The organism is Pseudarthrobacter sp. NS4, assembly GCF_024758005.1.
Taxonomy (GTDB): Bacteria; Actinomycetota; Actinomycetes; order Actinomycetales; family Micrococcaceae; genus Arthrobacter.
The window spans coordinates 2372561-2388052 of the sequence record NZ_CP103288.1 but is presented as its reverse complement, the minus strand read 5'-3'; the positions used below and the strand labels follow the sequence as shown (position 1 = coordinate 2388052).

The window sequence follows — 15492 nt, the reverse complement described above, 5'->3', positions numbered from 1 at the left end:
TACGAGAGGAAGAATCATGGGAAAGCTGCAGGACAAGGTGGCATTCATCACCGGATCTGATTCCGGGATCGGGCAGGCCACAGCAGTCGAATTTGCCCGCGAAGGAGCCGACGTCGTCGTCCATTACCTTCACGACCGGGACGGGGCAGAGTCCACGCGGGAACAGATAGAGTCCCACGGGCGCCGGGCCATCATCGTCGAGGGCGACCACGGTGACGAAGAAAAGGTCAAAAAGATGTTCGCAGCGGCGTTCGAGGCCTTTGGGCGGGTGGATATCCTGATGAACAACGCCAGCGCCGATGCCTCAGGAACCTACGTCGCCGATCTGGACATCGCCGACTTTGAACGCACGCTGCGAAGCAACCTCATCGGCCAGCTCATCTGTTGCAAACACTTCATCAACCACCGCAAGCAGCAGGGCGGCGGCGGCAAAATCATCAACACCACCTCAGTGCATGAAGAACAACCGCGGGCCGGTGCAGCAGATTACGACTGTTCCAAGGGCGCGCTGCGGAACCTCACCCGGACCCTTGTCCTCGAAATCTCCGAACTCGGCATGACCGTGAACAACATTGCCCCCGGGATGGTGCTTACGCCGTTCAACCAAAAGGCGATCGATGACCCTGAGTACCTCGAGCAACAGGTCCAAAGCATCCCGCTGAAGCGGGCTGCCCAACCCTCTGAGATTGGCCGGCTTGCTGTTTTTCTGGCCTCAGCGGACGGCGATTACGTAACAGGAGCAACTTATGTGATGGACGGCGGCCTGATGCAGATGGTCGGCCAGGGTGCATAAGGCCGAAGGCGCGGCAACGGATACCCGATACCCAAGGAGGAACCATGAGTGAAACCAAAACAGACACCACGGGCGGACGCAGTTCAGGATTCGACCCGCAGCACACCGCCCTGCTGGTAATCGATCCGGTCAACGATTTCCTCTCCGAGGGCGGAGCGGCCTGGGAGATGACCAAATCAACGGTGAAAAAGAACAATGTGGTAAGTCAGCTGCAGCGGCTGATTTCCGGGGCGCGTGCTGCCGGTGTACCGGTGCTCTTCGGGCCGATGGCCTACACCGAAGAGGACTACGCGGACGCCCGGTTCCAGCAGCGCAGCGGCATCAACCGGCTGATGTTCGAAAACAAGATGTTCCTCGCCGGCTCCTGGGGAGCAGACTTCCACCCGGACCTGCGACCAGAAGGAACCGACATCGTCCTGCAGCCCCACAAGGGGACGGACGTTTTCGAAACCGACCTCCCGGGTCACCTGGAACGCCTCGGCACTGAACAGCTGGTGATTGCCGGCATGACAGCCAACCTATGCTGCGAGTCCACCGGCCGGCATGCTACCGAGCACGGTTACGCGGTGACCTTCCTGTCCGATGCTATCGGCGCGGAAAGCCTGCCCGCCTATGAAGCATCAATCCATGTCAACTACCCGCTGATCGGCAACATGGTGATGGAAGTGGATGAGTTCCTGGCCGGTCTTGTTGCCACTGAACGGCAGGTCCCCATGCCGGGTGACACAGTGGTCGGCTCCGATCGTGGCGAGATCGGTGAGGTGGTGGAGGTTGTCGCGGGTAAAGACGGCGGTCAGGATTACCTGCTGGTCAAACGCGGCATTGTGTTTGACCGGGACACCTACATTCCGATGGATGCGGTGACCCACCGAATGGATGGCCGCATATACATCAATGTGCCGAAACTGGTTGTCGGAAAACTGCCGTGGGGAGAGCCTCCCAGCGCTGCCGAGGCGAAGGAAAAGTTCGGCCCGCCGAAGGCCCGGGTGGAAAAACTTTACGGTAGTTTCAATCCCACTGGTCCGGCTGGAGGGTAGTCATGGTGTTGACGGAAGCTGAAGATGAGTTGCACGGTCCGACGGGAATTGCACCTCATCTGCCTCCGCACTCGGCTCAGGATCTTCGACCAAAACGCCCCTGCTGATATCGGCGCTGCCGGGGGGAAGGCCGCTTGCAGCGGTACACGGCCGTTGACGTGAGGGACAGCGCGCTGCTGGCTGCAGGCGACCATCGCGGACGCGAGTCGAAACCTTCATCCGGCATAGGGTTTCGGGCATAGGCAGAAAGAAGCGCCACACATTTCGGTACTCAACGTTCACCAGCCGTGAAGATGATCGGGGGAGTGGAGACGGATGCCGTCCAGCGGGTTCCCTGAAGCGGCAGGCCTTGACCCGACAGAAGCCTTCACCCGCGCACCTTCCCGGGCCGCAGCCGCCGTCGACGCGGGGTCTGCCCTGACAGGGGCCGGACACGGCGCCATGGCCTGTGAGGACGGCTGCTGTCGGCTGCGGCGGTAGGAGGAGCCGAAGCCACCAGTGAGGACCCGTTCCGGCGGCGGCGCAACGTCAGGATGACGAACACTGTCAAACCAATCCAGGCGAAAGCGGCACCGAAGATCAGGAGCACCGCTGGGATCGAATCCATGGCTAATTTTAGGGACAGGGCGGGGTGGATAGCCTCCCTGAACCGCAAGGGTTACTAACACGTGATTGCAGCGGTGTTGCCGTTACCCGTTCATGACCTTCCCTAACCTCCGCGGCAGGTGCAACATAAGGGTTGCAAGCAAGGGCTTCCGTGGGATTCCAGTCAGTCCATGACTCTTCAACCGGACTTGCTTACACGCACACCACCAACCGCACCCGTCCACGGCGTATCGCCCGGGCTGGGCAGGACCAGATGCGCGAAAACGTACCCCGGCTGAAGGGCAATGGCCTGCGTAGTGGCTCCGGCGCAATCCAGCACCAGCTCCACCGGCTGAAAGGCGGCACCGGGGTACTCCTGCCCGACGAAGACCTTTGCACCGGAAGCACCAACACAGGCTGCGGTGACCGTGTACTGCCCGGCCTCGGGCACTTTCTCGAATTTGCCAAAGCCCCTGACAGGGCCGTCCAGTGGTCCCACATCGGAGAGGAGGGTTGGACCCGGTGATGTCCTGAGGAGCCGCTCCAGCTCAGCGTAGTTCTCTGCTTCCTGCTCCAGGACCTGCGTATTGTTGTATGGCTGGAGGGACGCCGGTGCAGGCGCGGGGTCAGCTGTCCGGGTGTGTACGGGCTCGGGTTCGGGGTAGTCATACGAGCACCCCGTCATACCGCCACAAGGGATCAGCAGACACAAGGTAAACGCAAGCAGGTGCCGTCTGTCCTTCATTCCCACTCTTTAATGGTGGGCGACCCTGCGGTTCAATACAATCGTTGTACGTCGGGTGGTCTATTCGTCGGCGGCAGTAACACCCCTGATCTGCTCTAGGGCATGCACACCGGCGGCGAGACCGTTTTCGGCGCGGATTGCGGCTCCCACCTCATCGGCACGGGAGGCGTAAGAGCCGGTGTGGACGAGGTCGCCGAGACGGTCGGTCAGGAGTGTGCCGAGATGCCTGGCCGGGAGCGGGGCGGGTCCGACGCCGAGCGCATGGACCCGCGCGCCCCAGAATGGCTGGTCCGCAAGGAACGGCACGACCAGCGTCGGCCGACCCGCCCGTATGCCGGCCGCCGTCGAGCCCGCACCGCCGTGGTGCACGACTGCCGCGACACGCGGGAAGAGCCATTCGTGGGGCGCGCCCTCCAGGACCAGGACGTCGTCGGTCCCGGACTCGCCGGGCGCGATGCCGCCCCAGCCGGTCGCGACGATTCCGCGTAGGCCATGAACCCGCAGCGCGGCCAGGACGGCGTTCCGGCGCTCTTTCGCTCCCTTGCCGAAGCCCATGGAGCCGAACCCGATGTAGACCGGAGGCTCGCCGGCCGTGAGGAAGTCCACCAGTTGCGCGGGCGGATCCCAGGCATGGTCGTCGTCGCTGTGATCCAGGAACCAGTAGCCGGTGACGTGGGCCGAAGACGGGTAGTCGTCCGGGATGGGCACAACGTGCCTGCTGTACGGGTACAGGACATGGACCGGACTGCCGTCCGGATTCCTCAGCGGGTCGGCGAGACGGCGGACGTGGCCCAGGCCGACATCGCGTCGGAAGTCGTTGATCATGCTGCCGTACATGGCCCCGCTCATCCGGCGCAGCACGTAGGAGGCGCGGTTTCCCCACGCCCCGAAGGAGGCGCCGCCGAAAAACGGCATGGCGTGCGCACGCGTCGGGGTAAAGAACGGCAATGGAAGGGAAAGCACGCCGGGCACCCCCAGGGCCTCGGCGATGTGCGGGCCGGCAAGACACTTGGGGTGGTACACGACGACGTCGGGGCGCGCGGCCTGCGCCGCAGCCCGGCACTCCGCGTTCAGCTCGCGCATCGCGGAGGTCATGATCCCCAGTGTCCGCAGTGCATCCCGGGGGCCGCTCAGCTCGGGCATGACCTCCTGGACAAGGCGCAGCATCGTGGAGCCCGCGGGATGGTGCGTGATGGTTCCGGGACCGGCGTGTGGCACCAGATCAGCAAACCCTGCCGGAACAGCGAGGGTAACGTCGTGCCCCGCGCGGGCAAGCGCACCGGCGAGGGCGGCGTAGGGCTGGATGTCGCCGCGGGTCCCGAACGACATGATCAAGACATGCATGACAGGTTCCTCTGGACGGATTCCTTGGCCGCCCGGAGGCGGGGCGGCACCGCCGCCGACCAGGCTTCCCGGCAAACCATCAGCCGGCGCCACCAGGATTGCGTAGATGCCGAGAATGTGATCGTCGATCCCTGCCATCGGCGAAACCGGGCAGAACATGCCATGAGGAACATGGTAGGTCGCTTAAGCTGAATCGATCCGCAGTTACCGAAACGTGTTCCAGGGGTGATTGGTCCATCCTCTTCTATTGCTGTGGTGTGAAGGCCATCATTGGAGTCATAGAGCGCTTCAGATTGGAATTGGCCATGCTCCAGGCTCTGCTGTGCAAATTGAATGTTGGCCACGAATGGCACGTGGAGCACACTGACGACGGTGGTCTTTATAAGCGCTGTTTGCGCTGCGGTAAGGATGGCGACGGCGGGGACGGCGCCAAAACGGGTGGGATCTGACGAAGTGGTGGTAACCCGCCGTCGTCACGCTGTCCTGCCCGGCAGCGGCTCAGGCCATCACCCGGTAACGGTGTCGCCGTGACGATGGGCCACCCTCCATTCGCCGTCTTCACGACGGTAGATCTGGGTGACTCGCAGAACGTAGCTGCGCGGCTCGCCGTCCACTGAAGCGGAGGTGTGTTCGAGGCCGGCAGTGTATGCCATGTCGCCCTCGACGTCGTAAGCCAGCAGCTCGAACTCGTACGACGTGCAGTTGGAGAACTGTTTGGCAAGGCCGGTGAACAGCTTGTCGAGCTCCTGCTGCCCGAAGGCGTTTCGCCATGCGCCCAGGACACCTACCGGTTCACTGCGCGACCAGACCGCCCTGCGCGGGCCCGCATCGCCGTTGTGGATGGCCAGTTCCGCCTCGTACAGGGAGGTCCGCACCCAAGCAAGAAAATCATCGCGGTCAGCCATGTCTCAGTATGCTCCCGGCATCGCGGCTGCCGCGAGGGCTATTTCCCGGCCGCCGTGTCCCGGGCGGCCGAAGGAAGCCCCACTCTCAAGGAGGCACCGGTCGGGCAGCCCAGACTCATCAGCGCCTGCCTAGAAACTCGTGACCAGTTCGCCGAGCACCTCTTCGAGCTTGTTCGGATCCGTGGCGTCATAGTAGTGCGCCCCGCTGGCCCTGGCGATTTCCAGCAAAGTGGGAACGTCGGCGTCGGGCCCGTATGCGAGCGTAAAGACGAGCACCGGCGTCGCGTGGTTCTGATGGCTCAACTGTTGGGACAGTCCGCCCAGGTCTCCGGGGTGGGTGGTGTCGTTTTTGCCGTCACTCAAAAGCACGATGGTGTTGATGAAGGTGTCCTTGTATTCCTTGGCTTGATCCCCCGCGAACCGGCTCACCGCTTCGAAAAGTGGAGTGGCGTCCACTGCCTTGAGCTCATCGAGCTGGGCAAGGAGGTGTTCTTTATTGGTCTTGAATGGTGCGACCGGGCTGACGATTCCCGGCTGCAAAGGGCCGTCGTCCACATGGGAGAAAGCGGCCAGCCCGATCTCATCCTCACCCTCGAAATGGTCCAGCGCCTTCCGAACGGCATCCTTGGCCCGCTGCAGCTTGGTCACGCCGGGTTCCTGCACCATGGACTCCGAGACGTCCAGCAGGAACAGGGCCCTGGCACGCTTGCGGACCTCGGGGAAGCTGTCCTGCATGGCAACAAGCGCCTCCGCCTTGGGCAGTGGCAGCGGCTGGAGCGTCCCAGCGTACCGTCCGGTTTCGGCCACCTCCGTGTCCAGCGTGCCCTGGATAGTCCGGTACCCGGATGCCTTGACAACGTTTTGTCCCTGTTGCGTCACTGCGAACGCGAGGAAATCCCGGGCAGCCAACCGTTGCTGGCTCCCCACCCAATTCCCGTCAAGGACTACTCCCGGGTTGTCCGCCACGTGAACGCCGTCCTGGGGATATATAGTCCTCAGGGGCTCCTTGGGCGCGGGACCGGACTGCTTTGTTTTTCCGTCCTCGCTGACCACTCCCCGGTTGTAGTCCCAGACGGATTTTTCATCCACGATCACGGCGGAGAGGAACTCGGAGACGTTCCCGGCGTCGTCAGCCTCCCTTGCGTGCCAAAGGAAATGCTCGGGGGTGGCCATATAGTGGCTGGTGCCGAGCTCCACGGCGCGCACTTTCTCCACCAGGGACGGTGCGCCCAGTTCCATGTCGTCCAAACCCCCTACGCTGCCGCCGGCGGCACCGTAGGAGGCAGCAAGGGCCATCAAACCCGACGTCGAGACCAGGGGGCTGGCCTTGCCGAACTTGAACTTCCCCCAATCGGCGTGACCGAGACGTTCCCAGACGTCCTGGTCCCCGGCCATCCTAAAGACCTCAGACCACGACGGCGGCTTGCTGTCCCAGCCAAGGGCACCAGCCATCGTCTCCGGCATGGCCACGACGATCGCACTCCGGGCGATGCTGATTCCCTCTTGCGGGACAGGGCTTCCGCCGGCGGCTTCCCCCGCGATCCGTAGCCATGCGGAGGAATCCGGCAGCCAGATAACGGGCCTGTCGCCGGCCGGAACGCCGGGGAACTGCGCAGCAACCTTGCCGGCAGCGACTCCCGATTTTTCCTGGGTCACTGCCGGGGTTACGCACTTGCCGTCCACGCTGCGTGGTTTCTCCGTGTATTCCGCCGCCATGGCCCGGACCATGTCGGCGTTCTCCAGCGAAGTGAGGATGTTCAAGGAAATGCAGGGAGAGGCCCCGGTGACCGCGGCAGGGCTGTCCTGAGCCAAGGGGTCGCCTGTTGAAGGTGTGCTGCCGCTCTCGGCTGCAATCCCGCCCTCCGCTGAACCGGCGGGGAAGATCAGATTTCGCAGTAAGAATCCTCCGCCAATAATGAGAACTGCCACGGTGGCCGCCGCGGCGATCCAGACCCAGCGTGGATAGATCGGGTCAGATGCTGCGTGTCGGCGGCCCATGCTCGTTTCCTTTGAATCCGGCCGGGTTTCCCCGGTATGAATACAAGTAATGAAACTGGCCCGCGGCAGTTACACCGCGGGTGCGCCTCGCCCCCCGCCCATGCCCCCGCAACTGGATACGCATTTTGAGGATAACCCCGGCCGGCGCCATGTGAGTGTTGGGATTGATATTTTCATTGAACTTTGGGGTTTCCACGTCCTAACGCCTGCTCCGGCTGCCGTGCCGGGGCATTTCGGCCTACTGTGCCCGCCACCCCAGGAGTACGATCACGACGTGAGCGATCCAGAGCTTGTGCCTCTGCCAGTGGGGTTCAGACGATTCCATCGACGGGACTTCATCAACTACCAACTGAACCGGGCACATTCGCTGGGCTTTGCTGACCACGATGAGCTGGTCGACGCCGCAGCACACTTACGGTCGATGGCTGACTGTGTCACCGTGTTCGAGGCCTTGTCGAGCCGGGTAGCCGCCGTTGCCCGGCCTCGGCATGCGGCGGGATATGCGAGGATCGCGGAATTCTTCACGCCGCCACAGTCGGAGGAGAAGACTATTCGCTACCGGCGCTATCTGGCGCTCTTCTACGCGACATTTACAGATGCTGGCCTCATGCGTCACAAGATCCCCTATGCCGGAACGGCACTCCCGGCCTATTCGCTTCCGGCGTCCGGGACCCCAACTGGCGACACGGTGCTCCTGCATGGAGGGTTCGACTCCTTGATCGAAGAATTCTTTCCCATCTGTCAACGTATCGCTGCCAACGGTTTCAACGTGATTGCCTTCGAGGGCCCGGGACAAGGTGGTGCGCGGGCACTGAACAGGCTCACCTGCGACCACGATTGGGAAAAGCCGGTCGGGGCGGTATTAGACCACTTCCGGCTCGATCGGGCCGCCCTGGTCGGCATTTCGATGGGTGGGTACTGGGCGTTGCGTGCCGCAGGGCGCGAGCCTCGGATCCACCGCGTCGTGGCTTGGCCGCCGGTGTACGACTGGCTTCACAGGGCGCCACCCGTGTTGCGCAGCCCGGCCCGCATGATGGTGCGGCACCGGGGCTTCATGCGCTGGAGTGTGCGTACCCGTGCCCGGCTGTTGCCGACCCTGCGCGTTGTGGTCGACCAGGTCCTGTACATGCTCGACAGCGACGATCCGGCCGATGTGGCCGAGTGGTTCCTGAGCATGAACGCCGAGCACCTGGACAGCGGACGGGTGAACCAGGATGTGCTGCTGATGTGCGGGGAGCATGACACCTTCCAACCACCGGCACTGACCCAAGCGCAGGCTCAAGCGCTCGTGGCCGCCCGGAGCGTCACGACGCGCATGTTCATGCGGGCCGAGCAGGCCGACCAGCACTGCCAGATGGGAAACCTGGAGCTCGCCTGCAAGGTTCTCACCACATGGTTGCGGGCTGCTGACGCGAACGCGGGCCCTTCAAAGCCATGATCCGAGCCGTCACACTGTGCCATGTTGCTTCCCTGCCGTCCAGACCCCAGAGCGTCCGCGTTGCTCGTCAGGGTTGACGGCGGCGGGAGATAAGAACCGGGCCGCGGGCGTGGTGAAGAACGGCGTGCGCGGTGGAACCTATGGTCTCCCTGAGAAACCCATGGCCTTTGCTTCCCACAACCAGCATCCGCGCACCTTCCGAGGCCTTGAGGATGGCATGGGGGACTGAGGTGTCGGTGAGCAACCTGCCCTCCACAGGAACAGAGGTTGCGAGCGCACGCGCACGGCTCATGACTGAGCTGAGCACGTCTCCGGCAGCAGCGTCAGCGTCCAGCGGACCCCGCTGCCCGTACCCGGGCGGCGTGTGGTGGACGTGGACGATGGTCAGGCCCGCCCGCCAGTCCAACGCAAGTGCACACGCATCCTCCAATGCTGCGGGGGAACCTGATACGTCCACCGCGACGACGATGGGCCCGTCAGGGTGAAGGGCTGGCCGGATGACAGCTACGGGGCATGTTGCGGTGGCCGCCAGCTCCAGGCTCACGGATCCCACCAGCAAGCCCAGGAATCCGCCCAGGCCGCGGCTGCCGACGACGATCATCTCCTGACCGGCAGAGACCTCGGCGAGGTACGATGCGGGCAGTCCATGCAACAGTGTGCCTTGAACGTCCAGCCCGGGTGCTGCCGCTTCGGCACGGCTGACACCCTCCTCAAGAATTGCCTCCGCCGCCCGCTCCAGCCCGCTGTCCGCGACACCTGGAACCGGGCCGAGGTTTTTCGTCAGCAGAGGCCAGATGGAACAGTGCACAACGTAGAGGGGACAGCCGCGCAGCCGCGCCTGCTGCGCTGCCCAATGGATGGCGGCTGCAGCTTCAGCGGAACCGTCGTAGCCGGCGACGATGGATCTGGAATCCTGCATAGCTTCTTCGCTCCTGGTCAGGGGACTGCTTGAACCATAGGTAGGGCCGCGGCGGGCGATCCTATAAAAGCGGGCAACAGTCCAGGATTTGCTGCCCTTTCACGGGAACGGCCCGTGGCTATTCGAGCCCTGCCCGGGTGGCATCGTCCAGAGAGGTCCGCCAGGTCCCAGTGGCTGACATGGTGAACCTCCTGCCTGTCACCGATTGGGGAACGATGCGGATGAGGTGGTCCTTGCCAACACCCTGCCAGGGAAACAGTCCGCGACGCGTCTCGGTCAAGGCCGGCCCGGCGGCATCATCCTGAACAGCCTCGACCTTTCTGCTTCAGGCACCATGTTCTTGTCGGTCATGTCCAGATCCTATGGCGGGGACCAGTTCCCCAACAGGGCCCAAAGACCTTCCAACTGGCTCTGATCCTGGGTAATTTCCGCCTTGACTTGGTCTTTAGACTTGTCCCAAGACATCCCGCCGTGCACCGGCGAAGGTGATCTTGTCGGGTACCCCCAGTACTCCCGGACGCATGGAACTCTGCTGAGGGCCCGCAAGGACGCGGGCAGCTGCCACAGGAGGTCGGACATGAGTACTGAGCCGTGGCGCTCTCCCATGAAGGAAAGGGCTGAAGACCTGCTGCGGGACTTCGTTGCCCGCGCGGACGAACTGCTGCTCACACAGGAACGGATGAACGGCCTGCTGGCCGCCGTCGTGGCTCTTGCCGAGGACTTAAGCCTGGAGGCTGTTCTGGACCGACTTGTTCGCTCTGCATGTGAACTTGTCGGGGCAAAGTACGGCGCACTCGGTGTCATAGGGGAGGACCGCAGCCTCAGCCACTTCATCACCGTGGGAATTCAAGAGGAAGAAGCCAGGTCCATCGGGGACCTTCCAACCGGGCACGGAGTCCTGGGACTTTTGATCCGCGAGCCGCAGCCGTTGCGCCTGCACGACCTCGGCCAGCACCCCATTGCCTCGGGTTTCCCGCCTAACCATCCCCCCATGAACACTTTTCTTGGAGTGCCGGTGCGTGTTCGTGGTGAGGTGTTCGGAAACCTCTACCTGACGGAGAAGGACGGCGGGCAGGATTTCACCCCGGAGGATGAAGACCTTGCCGTAGCTTTGGCCGCGGCTGCCGGTATCGCCATTCAGAATGCCCGCCTTTTTGAGGACAGCAAGCGCCGCCAGAAATGGCTGGAGGCCGGCATGGAACTAAGCAGCCGATTAATCATGGCCCCGCACCCAGGCACTGCAGACAACCTCGACCTCGTTGCCGAAACCGCTTTGAAGGTCTCCGGTTCGGCGCTCGCCGTTATTGCTGTTCCCGCAGGCAACGGTGTCCTCAGATGCCGGACATCGCTTGGCGTGCAGGGTCTTCAGGCAGGGCAGGAAATTGCCCTATCCAAGATCATTTCCTCCGTAATAGAGGCGGGAGAATCACGCGTTGCCCCGGATCCACAGCAAGTGTTCGACGACGGGATGGCGGAGAAGCTGAGCTCTGTCCTCGTGTGCGCCATGGGGCACAGCAACAGTGAAAACGGCGTATTGTTGCTCGCCCGTCCGCAAGGGTCAGCGGCCTACAGCCAATCCGAGGTCGAGTCCAGCTCGCTGTTCGGAAGCAGGATCGGCCTGGCGCTTGATCTGGCCCGTATTCATGCATTGCGTGAACAAAATCTGCTGTTCACGGACCGTGAACGGATTGCCCGCGACCTGCACGACCTTGTGATCCAGCGGCTCTTCGCATCAGGGCTGAGCATCCAGAGCCTGCGCCGCTACACAATGGATCCCATTGCCCAAGAGCGCATCGCCGCCGTCACGTCGGAACTCGACGACACCATCAGGAAGCTGAGGGACACCATTTACTCCCTTCGGACAGGGGAGGAAGACCGTGAACCACTCACCAGCCGGGTCCTGAGGGTCATCCAGGAACACTCGCGCAGCTATCCCGTCGCACCAACAGTTGCCTTTGCCGGGCCGGTCGACGAGGCGGTCCGGGAGAACGTGGCCGGCCACCTGCTTTCCGTTCTCTCAGAGGGGCTGAGCAATGCCGCGCGGCACTCAGGGGCAGATGACATCCGCGTCAACGTCTCAATGGGCCAGGAACGCGTGGAGCTTCTGATCACGGACAACGGGCAAGGGTTCGAAGAACCCGAACGCGTGAGCGGACTCGCCAACATGCGTCACCGTGCGGAGTTGCTGGGCGGCGCCTGCATTATCTACAGCGCGCCCGGGGAAGGCACCCAGGTGAAGTGGTCTGCTTACCAGCGGTAGCCATAGGACACTACGGTAGAGCGGCACTCCCCGCCGCCGCACCCTACCGCGTTTCCTGGCTGTTGCGGGTTACATAGACTGCAGCCTGGGTCCGCCTTTCAAATCCCAATTTCGCAAGGATTGAGGATACATAGTTCTTGACTGTCTTCTCGGCCAGGAAGAGTTCTTCTCCTATTTGCCGGTTGGTCAACCCCTGCCCGATAAGCGTCAGGACCTTTTTCTCCTGGGCGCTGAGCGCGTCCATCCGCGGGTCCGTTTGGGTTTTGGACAGCCCTTCGATGATTCGCTGCTCAACTCCCGGCTCGAAGAGGGACCCGCCTGCAGCAGCCTTGCGTATCCCGGCAAGGAGGTCATCGCTCCTGATTTGCTTGAGGATGTATCCGGACGCTCCTGCCAGAACGGCGCCGCGCAGGGCCTGCTCGTCGTCGTAACTGGTCAGGATCAGGCAATGCAGGCGGGGATCAAGCGAACGGACATCCCGGCAGACTTCGATTCCTGTTCCGTCCGGCAGCCGGCCGTCCAGGATTGCGATATCGGGTTGCAGGGCAGGGATCCGGCGCGTTGCTTCCGCAGCCGATCCACTTTCACCGACAACCACGAAGCCTTCGCCCTCAAGCAGGTCCTTCAGTCCCTGCCTGACAAGTTCGTGATCATCCAGAATGAACACGCGGACCGGCTCCTGATGATCTGGAGCTCCTTCAGAGCCTGACTCATGCCTTTGCACCTAATGCTCCCATTTTCCTAAGGACCAACCTGCACTCGAAAAGCCAGGCAGGCCTTGCCAGGGCTTCATCCCATTGTTCACTTTCCCGCAGGCGGGCTGGAAGGGACCAAAGTCTTGAATCCTGGTCAAACAAGGGTCCGGGTCCGGCAACGACTGTACTGATACAGGTTGTCCGGTGACTTTCGGCCCTATCCCGGAAACGAGTCTTTGTTCACGATTGGACCAGAACCTGACAGGACGGAGCCCGCATCATGGAGGCCCACCAACGGCAGCCCAAAATCATTGCGGGCGTCGACGGCTCCGACGCATCCGTTGCAGCGCTCCGGACTGCGCACCGTCTGGCGGGGCCCCTTGAAGCATCAGTTGAAGTTTGGGCGTGCTGGGATGTTCCACCTGGGTTCGGGCTCTATCTGGCTGTAGGGATTGAAGGATTCGAATATGCCGCAAAACAGGTCCTGGAACAGGCCCTGGCTGATGTATTCGGGCAGGACAGGCCAGAAAATGTGCAGCCCCGGCTTGTGCGCGGCAAAGCCGGCCCACAGTTAATCGAGGGCAGCCGGACGGCCTCCCTCCTCGTCGTTGGAAGGCGGGGGCACGCAGGCTTTGTGCCCGGTTCGGTCAGTGCCGCCTGCGTAAGCCACGCATATTGTCCCGTTTTGGTGGTCCCTGCACCGCAAGAAGACGGCGACGAGGGCGGGGTTCCGACCCATGCCACTGCCGAAAGGCCCTCTCCTGCCAAGGCTCCGCGAGGCTTGCCGTGACAGCCAGGAGCGCATTCCTTCGCCGGTGGGTGGGATGGGTGACCCTCGGTGAAAGCCTGGGCTTCCTTGCCCCGGCGCTTGCGCAGCTCATGGCAGCTGCCTTGTGGCCGGCCGCCATGGTTCCGTTGCTCATCATCGCTGGGTCTTTGGAGGGGGCGGTCCTGGGATGGTTTCAGGTCAAGGTGCTCCGAACCCGGCTTCCCGCTGTTTCCGTCCGTCGGTGGGTCCTGTTCACGGCAGCCGCGGCCGCAGTCGCCTGGACGCTGGGTTTGCTGCCCGCCGCCGGCATCTTCTTTCAGGCCTGGCGGACAGATGTCCAGATAGCAGCCGGCACTGTGGCAGCCGTTGTGCTGCTGGTCTCGATCGGATTCGCACAGTGGATTGAACTTCGGGAGCATATACCGGGAGCCTGGCGCTGGGTCCCCGGAAGCGCCGGGGCCTGGGCAGCCGGGCTGGCTGTCTTCATCGCGGCATCAACTCCGCTGTGGCAGCCTGGCCAGGACTTGTGGCTTGTAGCCGCCATCGGGATTGCTGCAGCGGTTTTGATGGCAGTGACCATGGCCGCGGTGAGCGGTCTGGTGATGGTGCAGCTCCTAAAACGCCTTGAAGGAAGGAACACTTTGGCGGGCCGGCCGGAGTAGCAGGCCCAGGACCGGGGCGGTTGCCAGTGTCCACGGCGACGCAACCCTTTAGTGCGCCTCCGGCCGTTCCTCCGGTGTGTGGACCACCAGCACCGGGCAATGGCCATGGGCCACCAGCGCCGAGCTGACCGACCCCAGCAACAGGCCGCCAAAACCGCCATGTCCCCGCCGTCCCACCACAAGCATGTCGGCCTCGCTGCTGGCTTCGATCAGCGATTCCCGCGGCTGGCCCCGCACCAGGCTGGTGATGACGTTCGACGGCGTTTCGCTGCCAAACGCTGTTTTCACGGCTTCATCGAGGGTCATCGCGGCACGTTCCTCGAAGCCCTCTCTGCCCACCATGGGGTACCCCGCATAAACCTGCGGATAGTCCCAGTATGCGGTGGCGAGGACCTTGGCGCCGAGGGGTACTGCCAGGCGCTGGGCCTGGCGCAGCGCCTCGACCGAAGCCTCCGACCCGTCGACCCCCACAACAATCCGGGCGAACGGTGCTCCAGCAATGCTCATCTTTACTCCTCATCGGACCGATGCGGCCACTCGCAATAATGCCCCCGTGAGATCCGGAGAGGTAGGGCCGAACGTCACTGCCCATCCGTTGCCTGGCCAGCCAGCTTCATGGCCGTGGCGTCGGTCCGGCTCCTGGCAGTGCCGCTCCATACAGCGGCGGGCCCGCAGCCGGCCCCGGGATCTCACCTGGCCCCTGATCGAGCCGGAACGGCGGATACTCATCCCGCATCAGCGCCGCGTAGGCCAGAACGCGGTAAATCCAGCGGTTGATCCCCATTATCAGACCGAACAAGGGACGCTGGTACCGGCCGGTAAAGAGCAGGGCCACGACTGCGATCAGGACCAGAAGACCCAGCAGGGAAAGCCCCGCTCCACGTTCATATGTCGTCCCCGGATCACCGGTTTCCTGCCATGTCCAGGTGGTGCCCGAGAGTGCCGCGACGACGAGCAGATGCGGGAGGGACAGGAGCCACCACTTAACCAGGACCAGTCCGCGGGAGAGCCGCTCCGGATAGTCCACCTCAAAGTCGGCAGGGTAGCTGGTGCGTGCCAGGGTGAAAGGCCGGTAGCGGTCGGTGCCTGCCGCGGCATAGGCATAAAAGGCTACTCTCCAGTTCCAGCGCAGAACTCCGACATTGAATGCGAACAGGGGACGGGGATATCGGCCCGTAAACAGGATGGCGAACCCTGCAACGATTGTGGTCACGAGGAATGCGAACCAGAGGAAGACCAGCAGGATGAAATGTGGAATGGCAAGGAACCATTTCACCAGCCACAGCCATCGCGACATGGCCGGGTCCAGCTCACCGAAGAGCCGGGCCGGGTAGGGAACGTC

Annotated in this window: 14 protein-coding genes; 6 read left to right on the top strand and 8 right to left on the bottom strand. The window is 63.1% G+C overall.

Annotated features, from left to right (window positions below; translation table 11 throughout):
- The first annotated feature begins 16 nt into the window (after nt 1-16).
- Both NXY83_RS11240 and NXY83_RS11235 read left to right on the top strand, forming a co-directional pair.
- Nucleotides 17-793, top strand: coding sequence for an SDR family NAD(P)-dependent oxidoreductase (locus tag NXY83_RS11240; RefSeq protein WP_258802325.1), 777 nt, complete (start codon nt 17-19; stop codon nt 791-793).
- Nucleotides 794-837: 44 nt separating this feature from the next.
- The gene (locus NXY83_RS11235) at nt 838-1830 is read left to right on the top strand and encodes a cysteine hydrolase family protein (RefSeq protein WP_258802324.1); all 993 of its coding nucleotides are present in this window, start codon (nt 838-840) and stop codon (nt 1828-1830) included.
- A gap of 784 nt (nt 1831-2614) precedes the next feature.
- Here the strand turns inward: NXY83_RS11235 and NXY83_RS11230 are convergent.
- The 4 genes from NXY83_RS11230 to NXY83_RS11215 all read right to left on the bottom strand — a co-directional run bounded on the left by NXY83_RS11230 (nt 2615) and on the right by NXY83_RS11215 (nt 7407).
- A complete protein-coding gene (locus NXY83_RS11230; RefSeq protein WP_258802323.1) occupies nt 2615-3100 on the bottom strand; it encodes a hypothetical protein in 486 nt (161 codons plus the stop codon).
- 120 nt (nt 3101-3220) lie between these two features.
- A complete protein-coding gene (locus tag NXY83_RS11225) occupies nt 3221-4504 on the bottom strand; it encodes a glycosyltransferase (protein ID WP_258802322.1) in 1284 nt (427 codons plus the stop codon).
- 506 nt (nt 4505-5010) lie between these two features.
- A complete protein-coding gene (locus NXY83_RS11220; protein ID WP_258802321.1) occupies nt 5011-5409 on the bottom strand; it encodes a nuclear transport factor 2 family protein in 399 nt (132 codons plus the stop codon).
- Between the two features lie 129 nt (nt 5410-5538).
- Complete coding sequence (locus NXY83_RS11215; protein ID WP_258802320.1) at nt 5539-7407, bottom strand: vWA domain-containing protein; 1869 nt, start codon at nt 7405-7407, stop codon at nt 5539-5541.
- Between the two features lie 274 nt (nt 7408-7681).
- Between NXY83_RS11215 and NXY83_RS11210 the strand changes: the two genes are divergently transcribed.
- The gene (locus tag NXY83_RS11210) at nt 7682-8845 is read left to right on the top strand and encodes an alpha/beta hydrolase family protein (RefSeq protein ID WP_258802319.1); all 1164 of its coding nucleotides are present in this window, start codon (nt 7682-7684) and stop codon (nt 8843-8845) included.
- 67 nt (nt 8846-8912) lie between these two features.
- Here NXY83_RS11210 and NXY83_RS11205 read toward each other — a convergent pair whose 3' ends face one another.
- On the bottom strand, nt 8913-9764 hold the full coding sequence (locus NXY83_RS11205; protein WP_258802318.1) for a universal stress protein: 852 nt from the start codon (nt 9762-9764) through the stop codon (nt 8913-8915).
- Nucleotides 9765-10341: 577 nt separating this feature from the next.
- Here NXY83_RS11205 and NXY83_RS11195 point away from each other — a divergent pair.
- Nucleotides 10342-12024, top strand: coding sequence for a GAF domain-containing sensor histidine kinase (locus tag NXY83_RS11195; RefSeq protein ID WP_258802317.1), 1683 nt, complete (start codon nt 10342-10344; stop codon nt 12022-12024).
- Nucleotides 12025-12067: 43 nt separating this feature from the next.
- Here the strand turns inward: NXY83_RS11195 and NXY83_RS11190 are convergent, their stop codons facing one another.
- A complete protein-coding gene (locus NXY83_RS11190) occupies nt 12068-12691 on the bottom strand; it encodes a response regulator (protein WP_258802316.1) in 624 nt (207 codons plus the stop codon).
- 308 nt (nt 12692-12999) lie between these two features.
- Between NXY83_RS11190 and NXY83_RS11185 the strand changes: the two genes are divergently transcribed.
- Nucleotides 13000-13509, top strand: coding sequence for a universal stress protein (locus tag NXY83_RS11185; protein ID WP_258802315.1), 510 nt, complete (start codon nt 13000-13002; stop codon nt 13507-13509).
- Nucleotides 13506-14150, top strand: a complete 645-nt coding sequence (locus NXY83_RS11180; protein WP_258802314.1) for a hypothetical protein — start codon at nt 13506-13508, stop codon at nt 14148-14150. The genes NXY83_RS11185 and NXY83_RS11180 overlap by 4 nt, the downstream gene beginning before the upstream one ends.
- Before the next feature lie 48 nt (nt 14151-14198).
- Here the strand turns inward: NXY83_RS11180 and NXY83_RS11175 are convergent, their stop codons facing one another.
- Nucleotides 14199-14657 (bottom strand): universal stress protein, encoded by a 459-nt coding sequence (locus tag NXY83_RS11175; RefSeq protein WP_258802313.1) that lies wholly within the window; start codon nt 14655-14657, stop codon nt 14199-14201.
- Nucleotides 14658-14763: 106 nt separating this feature from the next.
- Nucleotides 14764-15447 (bottom strand): DUF4389 domain-containing protein, encoded by a 684-nt coding sequence (locus tag NXY83_RS21080; RefSeq protein ID WP_397427078.1) that lies wholly within the window; start codon nt 15445-15447, stop codon nt 14764-14766.
- Between the last annotated feature and the right edge of the window lie 45 nt (nt 15448-15492).